A 16,419-nucleotide genomic window follows, 5' to 3' on the forward strand; every position below is an offset into this window, starting at 1 on the left:
TGCATGCTTCACCGGATCGTCCGCCTCGCCGCGCTGCTCTTCTTCGCGCTCGCCGCCATCCCCGCGCAAGCGCGTGTCACGGTCACCTTCTGGTCCTATGAGAATGGCGGAGATTTCCCGCATGCCTTCTTCACCGTTCACGGCACGCCCGACCGCGGCGGCAAACCCGTCCAAGGCGCTTGGGGCTTCACCCCCAAGTCGGTGACCCCGGCGATGCTGCTCGGCACCGTCGGCGGGAAAATCGACTATACCACCAAGAAATATGTCGCGCGCAGCATCGCGCATTTCTCGGCGCCGGTCAGCGACGCGCAATATGATTCGCTGATCCGGCTGGTCGGTGAGTGGGGCGAGAAGGGCAACAACAGCTACAACATCAACCGCCGCAACTGCGTGCACTTCGTCGCCGAGGCGATGCGCCGCTCGGGGCTGCGTGTGGTCGAGGACAAGAAGCTGATCAAGAAGCCACGCAGCTTCACCCGGTCGATCGCCGCGCTCAACGCGGGCCGCGTCGCGGTGATCGACAAGCCCGCGGCGCCCTATCTCGCGGCGACGCCCGCGCTTGTCGGCGTCGGCAGCTAGCGTTTCAGGACGTCGAGCGCGGCGGCGGTCATCGCCTCGGCGGCGGTACCGATCACCTTCTCCGCATCGGGCGCCCATTTCGAGCTGTGCAGCGAAGGCAGGCCCTTGCCGCCCGCTGCCTGTGCCGCGTCCCACTTGTCCTGCGGCACGCCGCCGACCCAATAGATCACGCTCTGGATCGACGGATCCGCGATGTGGAAGCGGCCGAAATCCTCGCCCGCCATGGTCGGCGGGATGTCCTTCACGCGATCGGCGCCGAAGCGCGCCGTGAACAGAGTCTTGAGCTCGCTGGCGAAGGGGTCGGTGCTGACCGTCGGCGGGGTGAAGGGTTCGCGCACCTTGACGACCGGCAGCTGGTCCTCGGGAATGCCCGCGGCGATCGCCTCGCCCCGGGCTATGCGCGCTATGCCCTCGAGCAGTTGCTTGCGCACCTCGGGCGTGTAGGCGCGCACGGTGAGCAGCATCAACGCCTGTTCGGGGATGATGTTGTGCCGCGTCCCGCCCTGGAAGCTGCCGACGGTGACCACCGCGGCTTCCTGCGGATCGACCTCGCGGCTCACCAGCGTCTGCAGCGCCGAGACGATCCGCGCGCCGAGCACGATCGGGTCCTTGGTCGTCGCGGGATAGGCGCCGTGGCCGCCGACGCCCTTGACCAGGATATCGACCGAATCGACGCTGGCGAAGGTCGGACCCGAGCGGATGCCGATCGTGCCCGCGGGCAGCGCCGCGCTGTTGTGGAAGGCGATCGCATGGCTCGGCTTGCCGAACCGCTCGTAGAGCCCGTCTTCGAGCATCGCGAGCGCACCCTTGCTGCTCTCCTCGGCGGGCTGAGCGACCATCACCACGGTACCCTTCCACTGGTCCTTCATCGCGGCGAGGTTGCGCAGCGTGCCGACCCAGGCCGCCATGTGCGTATCGTGCGCGCAGGCATGCATGATGCCGGTCTCGACTCCCTCGGGCGTCTTGCCGCGCACCTTGGAGGCGAAGGGCAGGCCGGTCTCCTCGGTCACCGGCAGCCCGTCCATGTCGGCGCGGATCAGCAGCGTCGGACCCTCGCCGTTCTTGAGCACCGCGACCACACCGGTGCCGCCGACCTTCTCGGTCACGGTGTAGCCCGCCTTGCGCGCCTCGACGGCCATCTTCGCCGCGGTATTGACCTCGTGCTGGCTGAGTTCGGGACTGGCGTGGAGGTCGCGATAGAGCGCCATCAGCGACGGCAGCTCCTTCGCGGTCGCATCGCGGACCGGATCGGCGGCAGCGGGAAGGGCGAAGGCGAGGCTGCTCGCCGCGGCGATGAGGAGGTGCTTCATGGCTTGTGTCCTGGATGCGCGTCAGGCGGGGACCAGCTCGATCACGTCGAGCTGCGATTCGAACGTTGGCCACGGCAGCACCAGCCGCCAGCGCGTCGTGCCGACACGCTCGATATAGCCGGCCAGGTCGCGCTTGACGTCCCGGCCATAGTCGAGCGCGATCGTCTCGTCGCCCAGCTCGAGCGCGCCGAGAAAGATCACCCGCGCATCGGTTTCCGCATAGATTTTGCCCGTCGGGCGTTGCGACCCGTCGAGCTTGACGAAGGTCGGCATCTCGCCCTCGCGGCCGATGCGGCAATTGAACCAGGGATAGGCGGTGAAGTCGCGCATCCCCTCGCGCTGGCCGCCGAGCTTGAAGGCGCGGCACTTATAGTCGCCCGCCGGCGGCATCGCGCGGCCGAGCGCCTGGTCGTGCTCGAACAGCGCGCCTTCCGCAGCGATCGCGGCGGCGTCGGCGGCGCGCGCCTTCGGGAGCGCCTCGACCCACGCCTTGCGCCAGTTGCGCAGCCGCTCGCGGTCCTGGTCGGTGGTGATCATCCGCCAGCGCGTCTCGATTACCTCTTCCCCGCCGAGCTTGAGGTTTCCCTCCTTGGTGCAGGCGGTGAAGGCGAGGGCGATCAGGGCAGCGGCGGCGATACGCATCTCAGGCCGCCGTCCAGCCGCCGTCCATGGCATAGTTCGCACCGGTGATCGCGCTCGCTTCATCGCGACAGAGGAAAACCGCGAGCGCGGCGACCTGTTCCGGCTGGACGAACTGCTTGGTCGGCTGGGCATCGAGCAGGACGTCATTGATCACCTGCTCGCGCGTCATGTTGCGCGCCTTCATCGTGTCCGGGATCTGGTTCTCCACGAGCGGCGTCCAGACATAGCCGGGCGAGATGCAGTTGACCGTGACGCCGTCGGTCGCGGTCTCCAGCGCGATCGTCTTGGTGAGGCCGGCGATGCCGTGCTTGGCGGCGACATAGGCCGATTTGTTGGGACTCGCGACCAGGCTGTGGGCGGAGGCGGTGTTGATGATCCGCCCCCATTTCGCCGCCTTCATGTGCGGTACGGCGGCGCGCATCATGTGCCACGCGCTGGACAGGTTGATCGCGATGATCGCGTCCCATTTCTCGACCGGAAAATCCTCGATCGCCGCGACGTGTTGAATGCCGGCGTTGTTGACGATGACGTCCGGCCCGCCGAGTTCGGCGTGGCAGCGCTCGACCATCGCATAGATCGCGTCGGGCTTGGACATGTCGGCGCCGTCGTAGAGCGCCTTGGCGCCGCTCAGCGCCTCGAGGCCGGCGCGCTCGGTCTCGATCGCCGCGGCGTCGCCGAAGCCGTTGATCACCACGCTCGCGCCCTCGGCGGCGAACGCCTTGGCGATGGCGAGGCCGATGCCCGAGGTCGAGCCGGTGATGATGGCGGACTTGCCCTTGAGGAACATGGTGACTCCTTAGCTTCTGGCGAGGTCGAAGGCGGCGGTACGGCCGTCGATGATGTTGCTGGCGACGAGGCGCGCATTCTCCATCGTGCGCTCGGTATCGACCAGGCCGGCTTCCCAATGTTCGCGCATCGAGCGCGCGGAGAATTCGAAGTCGCGGCTGCCGCCTTCCCACGCATTGGCGCGATAGATCAGATGGACGAGGCTCACGGGCTTCTCGTCCGCCACGGCGCGCAATGCGGCGACGTCGGGATCATTGTGCAGCTCGGGCGGGAGCTTGGCGAGCACCTTGCGGATCGCCTCGCGCTCCTGGCGCAGCCGCATCCGCTCGGCCGAGACCTGGCGCGTGCGGCTCGAGAAGCGGATCTCCTTCTCGCGCGCCATCACGTCGGTGATCGTGCGCGGCATCACCGCGGCGGAGGAGAAGAGGTCGACCTGGAACACCAGCATCGGTTCGGCCTGGTGATCGAGCACATGCGTCAGCGGCGTGTTGGAGACGAGCCCGCCGTCCCAATAATATTTGCCGTCGATCTCGATCGGCGGAAGCCCCGGCGGCAGCGCGCCCGAGGCCATGATATGGCGCGCGTCGATCCGCTCCTGAGTCGTGTCGAAATAGCGGAAATTGCCGCTCTCGATCTCGACCGCGCCGACCGACAGGCGCACCGGACCGTCATTGAGCAGATCCCAGTCGATCAGCGAGTCGAGCGTCGCCCGCAATGGTTCGCTGTCGTAGAAGCTCAACGCCGAGCAGCTGCCCGGTGTCGCGAGCATCGGCAAGAAGAGATGCGGGCGGAAGAAGCCCGGCACGCCCTGCGCCAATACCATCGCCGCCGACCATTCGTGCACCGCCTCGCGCACCTCGTCCTGCGGGAAGATCGGGAAGCTCGGCAGCGCGCTGGTGACCGTCTGCCAGAAGGCGGTGAGCCGCTCGACGCGGCGCTCGGGCGGGTTGCCCGCGACGATCGCGGCGTTGACCGCGCCGATCGAGATGCCGGCGACCCAGTCGATCTCGATCTCCACCTCGGCCAGCGCCTCGATCACCCCGGCCTGATAGCTGCCAAGCGCGCCGCCGCCCTGGAGCACCAGCGCCACGCAATCGGGCAGCGGGAGTGGACGCGCGCCCTTCGATCGGCGCCCCGATCTGCTGTGCTGCGGTTCGGCATCGGCCATGGCGCCGGTCATGCCGCGCCGCAGCGAGAAGGGCAATCGCGTTATGTGCAAATCGGCGTGCAACGCGCGGCGGGTTGGGGCATTGTCGCGGATAGGAAACGACAACAGGGTGAGCGCCATGCGGCTCGACGATCTCGATCCCAGCGAAAATGTCCGTGACCTGGGTCAGGGCAGCGGCGGAGGCGGCTTCGGCGGGGGCGGCAACATCCTGCTCGGCCTGCTCCCGATGCTGTTGGGCAGCCGGCTCGGCTGCGGCACGATCGCGCTGATCGCGATCGGCGTCGCGATCTTCATGGCGATCGGCGGCGGTGGTGGGCTGCTCACGGGCGGCGTTGCGCCGACCGGCAGCGGTGGACAGCAGCAGGTAGGGGCGAACAAGCCCTGCGACACGCCGGCGGAATTGCAGGCGTGCCGCGTGATGACCAGCACCGAGCAGACCTGGAACCAGCTCTTCGCGGCGCAGGGCGCGCGCTACCAGCCGCCGGTGCTCAACTTCTACCAGCGCAGCGTCCAGTCGGGCTGCGGCAATGCCTCGTCGGCGGCCGGCCCCTTCTATTGCCCGGCGGATCGCGGCGTGTATCTCGACACCGGCTTCTTCCAGGAGCTGGCGCAGCGCTTCGGTGCGGCGGGCGACTTCGCACAGAATTACGTGATCGCGCACGAAGTAGGGCACCATATCCAGAACATCACCGGCACAATGGAACAGGTCCGTGCCCAGCAAGCCCGGATGAACCGCGCCCAGGGCAATGCACTGTCCGTTCGCGTCGAGCTGCAGGCGGATTGCTATGCCGGCGTCTGGGCGGCGCGCAACAAGAACCGGCTGGAGGCGGGCGACATCGAGGAAGGGATGCGCGCGGCCGAGGCGATCGGCGACGACACGCTCCAGAAGCAGGCGCAGGGCACGGTGGTGCCCGAGAGCTTCACCCACGGCACCTCGGCGCAACGCATGCAATGGCTGCGGCGCGGGCTCGAGACCGGCGACCCGGCGCAGTGCGACACCTTCCAGGGCGCGATCTGATGCCTTCGGTCCTAGCATGAGCGTCGCGTTCCGGCGCGAGAGCGACGAGGAGCACAAGGAACCGCGCTTCGAGCTGCCGATCCCGTCCGGCCCCAATCTGGTGACTGCGCGCGGACTGGCGCTGATCGGCGCGCGCGTGGTCGAGCTCGAGGCCGCGGTCGCTGCGGCGCTCGGCGATGAAGCGCGCGAGGTGCTGCGGCGCGACCTGCGTTACTGGCATACCCGCCAGACCACCGCCGAGCTCGCGCCGGTGCCGGGCGACGGTCTGGTGGCGATCGGATCGCGCGTGCGCTTCCGGTTGAACGGGCGCGAGCGGCGGATCGACATCGTCGGACATGACGAGGCCGAGCCCGCGGCCGACCGGATCGCGTTCCAGGCGCCGCTCGCCGCCGCGCTGATCGGGGCCGAGCCTGGCGAACGCGTCGACTTCAACGGCCGCGACGAGGCGATCGAGGTGATCGCGACGGGGGCGATTCCGGACGCTGCGGCCTAGCAGCAGGTCTCGTCAGGTCGGCACGGCGGATCTGAAATCGACCGCTTTCGCTGATCTCCGCGCGGACGCTGCGCCCGACATGGCCGCCGATCAGTCCGGTCCTTCAGCTGATCCTCCCCATCCCGTGCCGGTCCGCTATTTGGGCGCGGCCTTCTCGATGTCCTTCGCCAGTCCGTGCGCGAACTGGAGGCAGGCGTTGATCGCATTGCTGATCGTCGCATGGTCCCGCGACCGTGTGATGGCGCGGCCATGCTCGAGATTCCGCGCCTGCTCCTCGGCGCTGAGCACCTTGGCCGAGGCCATCGAGTCCGCCATGTAGACGACCAACTTGTGCGAGCTCTGGAAAATGCGGTCGGCATCCGCATTGCCCGACGACTTGGGAACATTGTCCATCAGTCCCCGGCATTGGAACACGGTCACCGCCCCCTCGCGCAAGGCGGCATTCTGCGGCAAGCCCGCATGCGCCGGCATTGCCGTCGTCACGAGGGCGAGCAGGGCTGCCGGGAGGATCCGCGATGTTTGCGATGCCGTACGAGGACCGTTGTGCATGAGCGACTCGGCTGCTGTGGCTGGCGCACCATAGTGCATCGACGCACCGGCGAATAGCGCATGCGAAACGCCCGGGACACCGTCCCGGGCGCTCGTGCGGCAAGGAGCGGAAGCTCCGCCGGTTCAATAGGTGCCGGAGAAGCTCCGGTTGAGATAATGGGCGCCGCGGGTGTCGTCGCGCTCGCCGAATAGCGCGCCGCTGCGCTCCTCGTCGCGCCACGCCGCCTTGGCCTCGTCCGCGCTCTTGCGGATCGTCACCTTGTCGTCGACCGCCTCGATCCAGCGCGACGGGATCGAATGGTGATGGCCGCCGGCATCGGGATCGCTCTTGGTCAGGATGATGCGGTCGCCGCGCACCTTGTCGACGGTGCCGACATGCTGGCCGTCCGAACCGAGTACCTCCATGTGCTCGGTCACGCGCTGGAGCGAGCCGCGCTGGGTCTGGCGTTCGTTGCGCCAGCTGCCGAACTCGTTCTCGAACCGGGTCGCGTTCTCGCGGCGATATTCGTCATAGTCGCGGTCGAGATCCTCGATCTGGCGGCGGCGCCAGCCGTGATAGTCGTCGTCGCGGCTCCAGCGGCTGCCGTAACGTTCGTCATAGCGCGCGTCGGCCGCCCGGCGGCGTTCCGCCTCCTCGTCGCCGAACCACGAGCGGACCTCGTCGCCGGCGCGGCTGAAGAAGTCGCGGTCCTGATAGGCATAGCCTTCGGGGCGGCGCTCATAATCGCGGCCGAAGTCGCGGCGCCCGCCGGCACGGCGCCCCTCGTCATAGCCGCCATAGGAGCTGCCATAGCCGCGATAGCTGCCAGCGCCGCGGGCATTGCTGCCGCGGTTCCAATCGCTGTCGTCGTCGCGGCCGAAGCGCGATCCGTAATAATCGCGGTCCCGCCAGGATTCGCGGCCGCGATCGAGCTGGCCCGCCGCAGCATATTCACGCGCGCTGGAGCGATAGCGGTCTCGATCCGGGTCATAGCCATAGCCGTAGCGCTGCGACGCTTCGCTGTCGCGCGTGCCCCAGATCTCGTCACGGCCCTGGCGTGGATAAGGTTCGTAGCCCATTGGAAATCCTCCTCTTTCATCGGAATTCCGGGCGCGTGGGGTCCACGCGCCCCACAGGTGAAAAAAGGATCGGGAGGGGCATTTGTTCCAGCGCGCCGGGGCCGGGTTGCGGCGAGGAGAAGCAATCCGCCGCCCAGCCGGAAACGCGCGCCAGAAAAAGCGCATCAGGGCCGTTGCATCAGCGCGGGAGTGAAGCTAGAGGGACCGCCTTCCGGCATTGCCGGGGTGGAGCGGGGCTGTAGCTCAGATGGGAGAGCGCTGCAATCGCACTGCAGAGGTCAGGGGTTCGATTCCCCTCAGCTCCACCAGACTTTCACGGCACGAGGCGGATTGAGGACAATCGTCTCGCTATTTTGCTAGCGGGTCGATCCAGCCGATATCGCCTTTGAAGAACGCGGACAGCGTCCACTGCTCCGCTTCCGCGTCGCTCAACTGATGCGAGCGGGGATCGCGCGTGGCAGGCGACGCGCCCGGCCCGCGCGAACGATATTCGGCGTAATAAGCCGTATCCAGCGTCTTAGACCGGTCAGGATACCATTCGCGCCAGCCCGCCGGTGCGATGGGCGCGTCCATCTGCGTGTTGAGCCAGATCACCCGGGCATAGGGCCGCCACGCGCGCCCCAGGAACACGCCGTCCGACGCCGGGTACGAGGTCAGCCGGCAGTCGCTGAACACGAAGGCGCTGTCCTCGTCGGGGCTGTTGCGGCTCTGCGCGGTGTAGAAGATGTTCGAGCGCTCGACCCCGTGGAGATGGCACCGCTCGAAATAGGCCTTGGCATTGCCGAACACGAAGTCGACATGCCCCTCGACATAGCAGTCGCGAAAGACGTGGCGGTTCTGCTTGCCCTGCGGCTGGACCAGATAGAGCGTGTCCTGCGTGCTCAGGATGCGCACGCGGGTGAGCACCGCGCGGTCGCCCGATAGCGCGAGCGCGACTGCCTGCGAGTTCTTGCGCGCCGGATCGCTGCCCCAATCGTTCGCGATCGTCAGATTGTCGGCGCGGAAGCCGTCCCCCGCCACATAGACGCTCGGCGTCTTGTAGGTGTTGCCCACCGTGATCGAGCTGTCGCCATAGACCAGCACGACATCCTCGGGCTTGGCCCCGATACCGGTCAGGTGGACGTTCGCCTTCCCGATCCACAGCTTCTCGCGATAGGTGCCCGGCGCGATCCGCACCTCGCCGCCGGACGCCGGCAACGCCGCGATCGCCGCGCCGACGGTCCGATACCCCTTGCCGCGCGGCGCCACCTGCACCGTCTCGGCGATGGCGAGCGACGACCAGCCGAGCAGCAGCAGGCCGAGCAGCAGCCGCTTCATGCCGGCGACCATGGCTTGCCGTTGATCGTCACGCGCGCAGCGGTGACGTGCGCGTTCACCAGCCGGTTGCCCTGCTTCACATTCTCGAACCGGCAATCCTCGATCCGGATCGCGTCGACCGGCAGCTCGGGATAGCTCTGGATGTCGAGCGCGTAGAGGCTGCCCTTGCTGCGCACGTTGCGCATCGTCACGCCACCCACACGACGCGGCAGGAAATTGCCTCGCGTGCCCTTCCTGCCGGATTCGCTGTAGAGCAGGCTGATCTCGAGCACGCCCTCGCCCACGCTGTCGACCTCGACGTCGCGGAACAGGATATTCTCGATATAACCGCCGCGGAACGAATTGCTCTTGAGCCGCAGCGCGCGCAGCAGGTCGGATCCGCCCATCCGGCAATCGCGGATATAGACGTTGCGGATCCCGCCCGAGGCCTCGCTGCCCAGCGACACGCCGCCGTGCCCGTCGCGCATGCGGCAGTTGCGCACGACGATATTCTCGCTCGGCACGTTGATGCGGCGGCCGTCGAAGTTGCGGCCGCTCTTGATCGCGATGCAATCATCGCCCGCGGTGAAGTCGCACCTCTCGATCAGCACGTCGCGGCACGATTCCGGGTTGCAGCCGTCATTGTTCGGGCCGAGCGAGTTTATCGTCACCCCACGCACGATGACGTTGGTGCACAGCACCGGATGGACGATCCACATCGGCGAGCCGAGGATCGTCGGCCCGTCGATCAGCACGTTGCGGCAGCGATAGGGCTGGATGAAGTTCGGGCGCAGATAGGCTCCCGGGCCCATGATCCGCTCGGACGCCGGCGCGCCGCGCTCGGCCATCTCGGCAAGCCGCCGCTGCGCCGCCTGTCGGCCGGCGTTCATCGCGGCGTCCGTACGCGAGATCCAGCCCCACCAATTCTTCCATCCCGCCTGCCCGTCGAGCGTGCCCGGACCGGTGATCGCAACATCCTCCGCATCGAACGCATAGATCAGCGGCGCGAAGTTCATGCACTCGACGCCCTCGAACCGGGTCAGCACCAGCGGCAGATAGTCGTTGGGGTCGGTCGAGAAACGCAGCGTCGCCCCCGCGGAAACGTGCAGATTGACGCGGCTGCGCAGGCGGATGCCCTTGGTCGGCCAGGTACCCGCCGGGATCACCACCCGCCCGCCGCCGGCCGTGGCGCAGGCGTCGATCGCTGCCCGGATCGCATCGCTGGTCCTGGCAAGGCTCGCCGGATCGGCGCCGTAGCGGCGGATGTCGAAATCCTCGGCGGGAAAGCGCGGCGCGCGGATGCGCGCGAGGATCGCCTCGGCCGGCGCCCAGTCGTCGGCCCGCGCCGCGCTAGCGACCGGAATGGCCGTCGCCAGCGCCCCGCCGGCTGCACCGAACATGAGGTTCCGGCGCGTGATCGCTTCGCCCGCCATCTTCGTTCGCGGATCCATTCAGGCGCCTCTCTCAGAATATGCTGTTGGTCCAGGGCAGCGCCGAAAGCTTCTTTACCGCATGGCATCATGTCAATACATGTTATGTTTATTTGTATAGCCGCGTGGGAGAGCAGAGCTGATGGCTGCGTCGAAACCGGGGAAGCGCGCCGTCGAACCAGACAGCCCTGCATTGACGCGGCGGCATCTTCTCGGCCTCGGCGTGGGGGGAACGCTTCTCGCCGCCGCGCCCGCGGTCGCGGGCGGAGCCCAGCCGCTGGCCCTGCTCGACTATGCCCGCTTCCGTCCGCATGTCGACCGCTTCAACGCGCAGGACCCCGAGCGGCCGCTCAACCTCATTCCGAACAGTGCGGCATGGGAATGGATAACACGCAACGTCCCGGCCTTCGAATGCCCCGATCCGGAGATCGAGGAGATCTACTGGTTCCGCTGGTGGAGCTATCGCAAGGCGCTGGTGCGGACCCCGGAGGGCGCGATCAGCGCCACCGAATTCTACGCGCGAGCGCCGGTGAGCAGCGCGGTCGGCCATCATGTGATGGAGGGCCGCTGGTTGCGCGACCGCAGCTGGGTCGATCAGATTCTGCGCTACTGGCTGAGCCCCGGCCCCGGCGGGACACCGCCCAAGGATCTGTTCCGGTACAGCGGCTGGACCATCTGGGCGGCGTATGAACGCTGGCTGGTCACCGGCGACACCGCCGCGCTGCGCGACATGTTCGACGACTTCCAGACCTATTATCGCGGCTGGGAGCGTGAGCGGATGAATCCGGACGGCTCCTTCTGGCAGTTCGACGTGCGCGACGCGATGGAGGAATCGATCAGCGGATCGCGCACCGACCGCAACCTGCGCCCGCCGCTCAACAGCTATATGTACGGCAACGCGGTCGCGATGGCACGGATCGCGCGCCTGCTTGGCCGGGGGGAGGTGGCGCGTGGCTATGACGCGAAGGCGGCGACGCTCAAGCGCGTGGTGCAGGATCGCCTGTGGGACACGCGGGCGAACTTCTTCAAGGTGCGCTTCGTCCATCCCGGCAAGCCCGATGACGATACGCTGTGCGACGCGCGCGAGCAGATCGGCTTCATCCCCTGGTATTTCGATCTCCCGGATCGCGGGCGCGGCTATGAGGCGGCATGGGCGCAGCTGCGCGACCCGCGGGGCTTTAACGCACCGTTCGGCATCACCACCGCCGAACGCCGGCATCCGCGTTTCCGCTATTTCGTGGCCGGCACCTGCGAATGGAATGGGCCCGTCTGGCCGTTCGCGACCTCGCAGACGCTGACGGCGCTCGGCAACATCCTGTGCGGGCGAACCCAGTCGCAGGTGAGCGCGCGCGACTATTTCGATGGGGTGCGGACCTATGCCAAGGCGACCTATCGCGACGGCAAACCCTATATCGGCGAGTATCTCGACGAGGCTACCGGCAAGTATCTGCACAAGGATCTGGAGCGCGGCCGCTATTACAACCATTCCACCTTCTGCGACCTGGTGATCAACGGGCTGGTGGGACTGCGGCCGCAGCCGGGCAACCGCCTCGTCGTGCAGCCCCTGATCCCGGCCGGCGAATGGGACTGGTTCGCGCTCGACGGCGTCGCCTATCACGGGCGGATACTGACGGTGCTGTGGGACCGCACCGGCAAGCGCTACGGCAAGGGCAGGGGACTGGTCGTGATGGTCGACGACAAACCCGTCGCGCGTGCGGCGAAGCTCAAGCGCCTGACTGTCCCGCTCGCCTGAGACCCGGGCGCCGGATCGCACAGGCACATTGGATTGATATCCCAACCGATGCGGTGCCCTGCTCGCCCCCTTTGAACGCGCAGGTCACCGCATCGGCCGGTCGCCGTCACATCTTCAGGCGTAGGCCCGCATAGAAACGGCGGCCGATCTGGTCATAGACATAATAGGTGCCCGGAATGCCGGCGTACGGGACGATCGGCTCGACATCGAGCAGGTTACGGACGCCGAAGAACAGCTGGTACTGGTCCGAAACCTTAAAGCGCATCTGCATGTTGGTGTAGAAGCGCGGCGGAATGCGGAACTCCTCCTTCGGGATGAAGCTGCCGTCCGCCAGCGGGAAGGTCTGGCGGAACGGCTGCTCGTGATAGTAGCGCGGGACATAGTTGCCGCTCAGCGTCAGGCCGAAGACATCGTCCTCGTAGCTGATGCTGCCCGACCAGGGATCGTCCGGCGTGCCCATCTCGCTTTTGAGGTTGCGGCGCTTGGCTCCAGCGACGGGCGTCGAGTAGCTGCGCAGCAGATGGCTGTAGGAGACCTGAAAGCTCAGCCGGCTGTTCGGCAGCCCGATGCCGGAAAGGCCGGTCATGTAGGAAGCGGTAAAGTCCAGGCCCTCGATCAGGCGCTTGCCCGTGCCGTTCTGCAACTGGCTGCTATAGGTATCGATCGTGCCGATGCTGAAACCGCCGACGGCTTCCGGGCGGCGCGTGAACAGAGCGCACCATTCGGGGCGGCGATCGACGTAGCAGAGGCCTCCAGCCACATCGACGCTGATCGTGCCGATGCCACCGGAAATGTCGACCTTATAGAAATCGGCGGTGAGGATCAGATTCCGGAGCGCATTGATCGACGTCGGGTTGATCACCGCACCAAAGGTCAGCGTGTTCGAGAATTGCGGGCCGAGGTTCGGGTTCGGATCGTTGATCGACCGGATTGAATTGCCGCGATCGGCGGCGCTGAGCGTGAACACGCCGCCATTGGCAGTGATGTTCGCCATGACCAGCGGATCGGCCCGGCAACCGGCGCTCGGCGCAGTCGTCGAGGTGGTCGTCACGCCGATGCACACGTCGCGCGTGCCCGCGTCGAAGGTCGTGGTCTGCGGGCGGGTCAGGTTGTCGATGGTAGGCGCCCGGATCGCGTAGGACTTTGTCCCGCGGAAACGGATGTCGCTGATCGGCGACCATTCGAAGCCGACGTTCCAGCCATAATAGACCTTGTCGAGCTGCCGGTATTTGGACGCCCGCCCCGCGGCGCGGATCGTCAGATTCTCGATGAACGGCGTGTTGTGGATCAGCGGGATCTGAACCTCGCCATAGGCTTCCTTGATCGTGGTCGAGCCGTACGCGTTGCCCCGCGAATCGAAGCCGTTGCGCCCCGCGACATGCAACGGATCATGGGTCGTGAGTTCGGTTTCACGGCGATGCTCGACGCCGGCGACGACCTCGACCGGACCCGCCGACCAGAGCTGGAACAGCGGGCCGCTGATATTGGCCTGGAAATCCGCCAGCGTCTGCTTGGTGTAGCGTGAGCCGGTGGCCTTGGTCCAATCGACCGCGGCCTGCGAGATCCCATTGGTGCCGGCGAAGATGTTGATCGGAATGCAGCCAGCCGCCCGCGCAGCCGCATCGGCGCAGATCGCCTCGGTGCGATTGCCGTTTCCGTTGACGTCGAAGATATCGGGAATGACGTTGAGCGCCTGGGCATAGCGATCGGCGTTCAGCCCGTTCGGCCAGGTGTGGAACTGCGTCGCTTCGCCGTACGAATAATAGGCCTCGTACCGCCAGCCGCCGCCGAGCTTGCCGTCGGCGCCGAAGGTCAGCTGGAACCCGTCGCGCTCCAGCTCCGAATTGTGGCCGCCCCATTCGAGCGCGCGGCGCTGAAAGGTGATGTCGCGCAAACCATCGCGCCAGGTGGCGTTGGTGGTGTCCGTCGCGCTGTTGTAGATCGCGTCGGGCACGAACGGGTTGCGCACGATGGTAACGACGCCCGTGGGCGAAATGACCCGGCTTTCGATGTTGTACGGCGCGCCACCCGGGATGATGCTCTGGCCCGACGAGGACTGATGCGCGAGCGGGCCGCCATAGCCGCGCGTCTTCGAGCGGGCGTAGGTGCCCTGCGCAAACAGGTTGATGTTGTCGGTGATCTGATAGTTGATCCGCGCCGCCGTGTTGAGGCGCTCGAGCGGACTGGCGATCGCCCCGTACGGCGCGCCGTCGAAGAATTCGGAGGCCAGCGGTGCACGTGCAGTCCCGTCCAGAGCGATGGTGTAGGTGCCGCCGTTCCGGGTCACGAACAGGCCGGCCCCGGTGATCGGATTGTTGTCCAGCGCAACCGGTACGAACAGGTTGCGCACCGCCTGAAGATTGGCGTCGCTGCCGCCCCCAATTCGCTGCTGGACGCCGAGGCTGCTGAAGCTGCGGGCGGTGTAATCGCGATTGGCCGAGGAGAGGAACGCCTGGTCCGACCAGCCGACGTAGAACATCGCATTGCCGCGGTCGTTCGCGAAATTGCTGCCCACCGTCAGGTCGGCCGAATATTCCTGGTTGTCGCCTTGCTCCGAGATGCCGGCCTGGACGTTCGCCAGGACGCCTTCGAAGTTCTTCTTGTAGATGAAGTTGACCACGCCGATGATCGCGTCCGAGCCGTAGACTGCCGAAGCGCCGCCGGTAAGCACCTCGACCCGGTCGACGAAGCCGGTCGGAATGAAGGCGAGCTCCTTGCTCACGCTGCGACGGCCTTCGATCAGCGTTAGCGTGAGGGTGTCGCCGCCGTTGCGCAGGCCGACGGTGCTGCCGCCGAGACCCTGGCGGCTGCCGTTGCTGGTGGTGCGGCTGTTGCTGGGATTGCCGAAGGTCGGGTTGTTCTGGATCGCGTCGATGACGGTGATGTAGCCCTCACGCTGGATCTGCTGGCTGTCGATCACCTGCACCGGGGCGGGCGCGGTTAGCGTCGGGCTGCGCAGGCGGCTGCCGGTGACGATGACGTCCTGCTCCCCCGCCTGCTGCCCCGCGGGTGGCTCGGCGACCTGTGGGGCCGCCGCGTCCCGATCGGCGGGCGCGGTCTGCGCCATCGCCGGCAACGGCAGGCTCATGATCAGCGCGATTCCGGCGCTCGTCACGAGGTAGCTCTCGCGTTTGGCCACTTTGTCCTCTCCTGTTTCAACGGCCCTGTCGGCACGATGAAGGAGGACCTAACATATCGATTGGAAAGTTGTAAACTGGTATGACAAAATTACTCCTACTAGATTTGCTATCTATCTTCATATGAATGATTTTTCCTGTCGCTTTCGACGAGACGCGAAAGCCAACTCGCTAGACGAGCCCTTACAAGCCTTTTCCCGAAGGGATGGCGCGCGCGTCTCCGTCCGTCGCGCGTCGCTTCGTATTTTATTTCGCAATCGCAACGAGTTGGCGCCAGGCTGCCGCAATTCATCGCCCGCGCCGTGTGAATTTGTCAAACAAGTGCCAGCCGGTGACCAATTCGGAGGCGGGAAATGTCCGCGGCCTCTTCAAAATGGGAAGGAAACGCGGTAATTTCTCTCCATGCACAGCACGTCAGCGCCTGATAACAACGGCTATACAAGCGACAGCATCGATCTCAGCCATCGCGGCGCGACCCTCGCCGACAAGGTGTATGAGCAGCTTTTCGGCTGGATCTCGAACGGCCAATATGCGCGCCAGTCCAAATTGCCGAGCGAGAATGAGCTCGCCAGGTCGTTCGACGTCTCGCGTCCGGTCATTCGCGACGCGCTGAAGCGGCTGCGCGACGATGGCGTGATCTATTCGCGGCAGGGCGCGGGAAGCTTCGTGCTCGGCCCCGAGACCGGCGAAGGTATCGACGAGGCCGTCAATGCCGGCCCGCTGTTCACCCCCGCGCAGACGATCGCCGACATCCAGCGCTGCTTCGAATTCCGCGAGACGATCGAGGGGCGGACCGCTGCGCTGGCCGCGTTGCGGCGCAACGGCGCGATCCTCGATGAACTCGCCGCCATCCTCGAGCGGCTCAAGCACGCGACGGCGGACCATGTCCACCGCGACGACATCGATCTGGAATTCCACCTCACCATCGCCAAGGCGGCGAACAATCACTATTTCTTGAACGTGCTGTATGCGTTGCGCGAGCAGATCACGGTCGGCATGAAACTGCACGGCATGGCGCTGCTCCAACCGAGCGCGCGGCTCGAGCAATCGACCGAGGAGCATGGCGAGATTCTCGAAGCGATCCGCGCCGGCGACGCCGAGCGCGCCAGCGAGGCGATGCGCGCGCATGTCCGCAACTCGCGCGACCGCCTGTTCGGCGGTGGATTGATCGACCTCAGCCTCTGATCGGAGCGCCGCGC

14 protein-coding genes and 1 tRNA gene are annotated in these 16,419 nt (G+C 66.5%); 6 read left to right on the forward strand and 9 right to left on the reverse strand.

Annotation, left to right across the window (positions count from 1 at the left end):
* Positions 1–3: 3 nt before the first annotated feature.
* Positions 4–579 (forward strand): hypothetical protein, encoded by a 576-nt coding sequence (locus OK349_RS14260; protein ID WP_265118457.1) that lies wholly within the window; start codon positions 4–6, stop codon positions 577–579.
* Here OK349_RS14260 and OK349_RS14265 read toward each other — a convergent pair.
* From OK349_RS14265 to OK349_RS14280, 4 genes are read right to left on the reverse strand one after another with little or no spacing between them, the layout of a single operon-like run.
* Positions 576–1,889, reverse strand: a complete 1,314-nt coding sequence (locus OK349_RS14265) for an amidohydrolase (protein WP_265118458.1) — start codon at positions 1,887–1,889, stop codon at positions 576–578. The two genes, OK349_RS14260 and OK349_RS14265, sit on opposite strands and share 4 nt — an antisense overlap.
* A 21-nt stretch (positions 1,890–1,910) precedes the next feature.
* Positions 1,911–2,531, reverse strand: coding sequence for a DUF4893 domain-containing protein (locus tag OK349_RS14270; RefSeq protein WP_265118459.1), 621 nt, complete (start codon positions 2,529–2,531; stop codon positions 1,911–1,913).
* A gap of 1 nt (position 2,532) precedes the next feature.
* Complete coding sequence (locus OK349_RS14275; RefSeq protein WP_265118460.1) at positions 2,533–3,318, reverse strand: 3-hydroxybutyrate dehydrogenase; 786 nt, start codon at positions 3,316–3,318, stop codon at positions 2,533–2,535.
* Positions 3,319–3,327: 9 nt separating this feature from the next.
* Positions 3,328–4,485 (reverse strand): patatin-like phospholipase family protein, encoded by a 1,158-nt coding sequence (locus tag OK349_RS14280; RefSeq protein ID WP_265118461.1) that lies wholly within the window; start codon positions 4,483–4,485, stop codon positions 3,328–3,330.
* Positions 4,486–4,603: 118 nt separating this feature from the next.
* Here OK349_RS14280 and OK349_RS14285 point away from each other — a divergent pair, with 118 nt between their 5' ends.
* Both OK349_RS14285 and OK349_RS14290 read left to right on the forward strand, forming a co-directional pair.
* On the forward strand, positions 4,604–5,503 hold the full coding sequence (locus OK349_RS14285) for a KPN_02809 family neutral zinc metallopeptidase (RefSeq protein WP_265118462.1): 900 nt from the start codon (positions 4,604–4,606) through the stop codon (positions 5,501–5,503).
* A gap of 16 nt (positions 5,504–5,519) precedes the next feature.
* Positions 5,520–5,996 (forward strand): GreA/GreB family elongation factor, encoded by a 477-nt coding sequence (locus OK349_RS14290; protein ID WP_265118463.1) that lies wholly within the window; start codon positions 5,520–5,522, stop codon positions 5,994–5,996.
* Positions 5,997–6,131: 135 nt separating this feature from the next.
* Here OK349_RS14290 and OK349_RS14295 read toward each other — a convergent pair whose 3' ends face one another.
* Entirely contained in the window at positions 6,132–6,479 is a 348-nt protein-coding gene (locus OK349_RS14295; RefSeq protein ID WP_265118464.1) for a hypothetical protein, read from the reverse strand.
* Between the two features lie 189 nt (positions 6,480–6,668).
* Positions 6,669–7,604, reverse strand: a complete 936-nt coding sequence (locus OK349_RS14300) for a DUF2171 domain-containing protein (protein ID WP_265118465.1) — start codon at positions 7,602–7,604, stop codon at positions 6,669–6,671.
* Between the two features lie 232 nt (positions 7,605–7,836).
* Here OK349_RS14300 and OK349_RS14305 point away from each other — a divergent pair.
* A tRNA-Ala gene (locus tag OK349_RS14305) sits at positions 7,837–7,912 on the forward strand.
* Between the two features lie 40 nt (positions 7,913–7,952).
* Here the strand turns inward: OK349_RS14305 and OK349_RS14310 are convergent.
* Positions 7,953–8,921 carry a pectinesterase family protein gene (locus OK349_RS14310; RefSeq protein WP_265118466.1) on the reverse strand — a complete coding sequence of 323 codons (969 nt, stop codon included), beginning with the start codon at positions 8,919–8,921 and terminating at the stop codon, positions 7,953–7,955.
* Positions 8,918–10,351, reverse strand: coding sequence for a glycoside hydrolase family 28 protein (locus OK349_RS14315; RefSeq protein ID WP_265118467.1), 1,434 nt, complete (start codon positions 10,349–10,351; stop codon positions 8,918–8,920). The genes OK349_RS14310 and OK349_RS14315 overlap by 4 nt, the downstream gene beginning before the upstream one ends.
* Before the next feature lie 202 nt (positions 10,352–10,553).
* Here OK349_RS14315 and OK349_RS14320 point away from each other — a divergent pair, with 202 nt between their 5' ends.
* Positions 10,554–12,083, forward strand: a complete 1,530-nt coding sequence (locus OK349_RS14320) for an MGH1-like glycoside hydrolase domain-containing protein (RefSeq protein ID WP_265118468.1) — start codon at positions 10,554–10,556, stop codon at positions 12,081–12,083.
* A gap of 106 nt (positions 12,084–12,189) precedes the next feature.
* On the opposite strand, the gene OK349_RS14325 is transcribed toward OK349_RS14320, so the two are convergent.
* Entirely contained in the window at positions 12,190–15,222 is a 3,033-nt protein-coding gene (locus tag OK349_RS14325; protein WP_265118469.1) for a TonB-dependent receptor domain-containing protein, read from the reverse strand.
* Between the two features lie 400 nt (positions 15,223–15,622).
* Here OK349_RS14325 and OK349_RS14330 point away from each other — a divergent pair, with 400 nt between their 5' ends.
* The gene (locus tag OK349_RS14330; RefSeq protein WP_265118470.1) at positions 15,623–16,405 is read left to right on the forward strand and encodes a FadR/GntR family transcriptional regulator; all 783 of its coding nucleotides are present in this window, start codon (positions 15,623–15,625) and stop codon (positions 16,403–16,405) included.
* Positions 16,406–16,419 lie beyond the last annotated feature (14 nt).

The sequence above is a fragment of the Sphingomonas sp. BT-65 genome (assembly GCF_026107375.2).
GTDB lineage: Bacteria > Pseudomonadota > Alphaproteobacteria > Sphingomonadales > Sphingomonadaceae > Sphingomonas.

What these genes read in the sequence shown, in the direction of transcription:
- OK349_RS14265 (WP_265118458.1), bottom strand. Translation starts at nt 1,889, where the DNA reads ATGAAGCACCTCCTCATCGCCGCGGCGAGCAGCCTCGCCTTCGCCCTT.
- OK349_RS14270 (WP_265118459.1), bottom strand. Translation starts at nt 2,531, where the DNA reads ATGCGTATCGCCGCCGCTGCCCTGATCGCCCTCGCCTTCACCGCCTGC.
- OK349_RS14290 (WP_265118463.1), top strand. Translation starts at nt 5,520, where the DNA reads ATGAGCGTCGCGTTCCGGCGCGAGAGCGACGAGGAGCACAAGGAACCG.
- OK349_RS14315 (WP_265118467.1), bottom strand. Translation starts at nt 10,351, where the DNA reads ATGGATCCGCGAACGAAGATGGCGGGCGAAGCGATCACGCGCCGGAAC.
- OK349_RS14300 (WP_265118465.1), bottom strand. Translation starts at nt 7,604, where the DNA reads ATGGGCTACGAACCTTATCCACGCCAGGGCCGTGACGAGATCTGGGGC.
- OK349_RS14260 (WP_265118457.1), top strand. Translation starts at nt 4, where the DNA reads ATGCTTCACCGGATCGTCCGCCTCGCCGCGCTGCTCTTCTTCGCGCTC.
- OK349_RS14330 (WP_265118470.1), top strand. Translation starts at nt 15,623, where the DNA reads ATGCACAGCACGTCAGCGCCTGATAACAACGGCTATACAAGCGACAGC.
- OK349_RS14275 (WP_265118460.1), bottom strand. Translation starts at nt 3,318, where the DNA reads ATGTTCCTCAAGGGCAAGTCCGCCATCATCACCGGCTCGACCTCGGGC.
- OK349_RS14280 (WP_265118461.1), bottom strand. Translation starts at nt 4,485, where the DNA reads ATGGCCGATGCCGAACCGCAGCACAGCAGATCGGGGCGCCGATCGAAG.
- OK349_RS14285 (WP_265118462.1), top strand. Translation starts at nt 4,604, where the DNA reads ATGCGGCTCGACGATCTCGATCCCAGCGAAAATGTCCGTGACCTGGGT.
- OK349_RS14310 (WP_265118466.1), bottom strand. Translation starts at nt 8,921, where the DNA reads ATGAAGCGGCTGCTGCTCGGCCTGCTGCTGCTCGGCTGGTCGTCGCTC.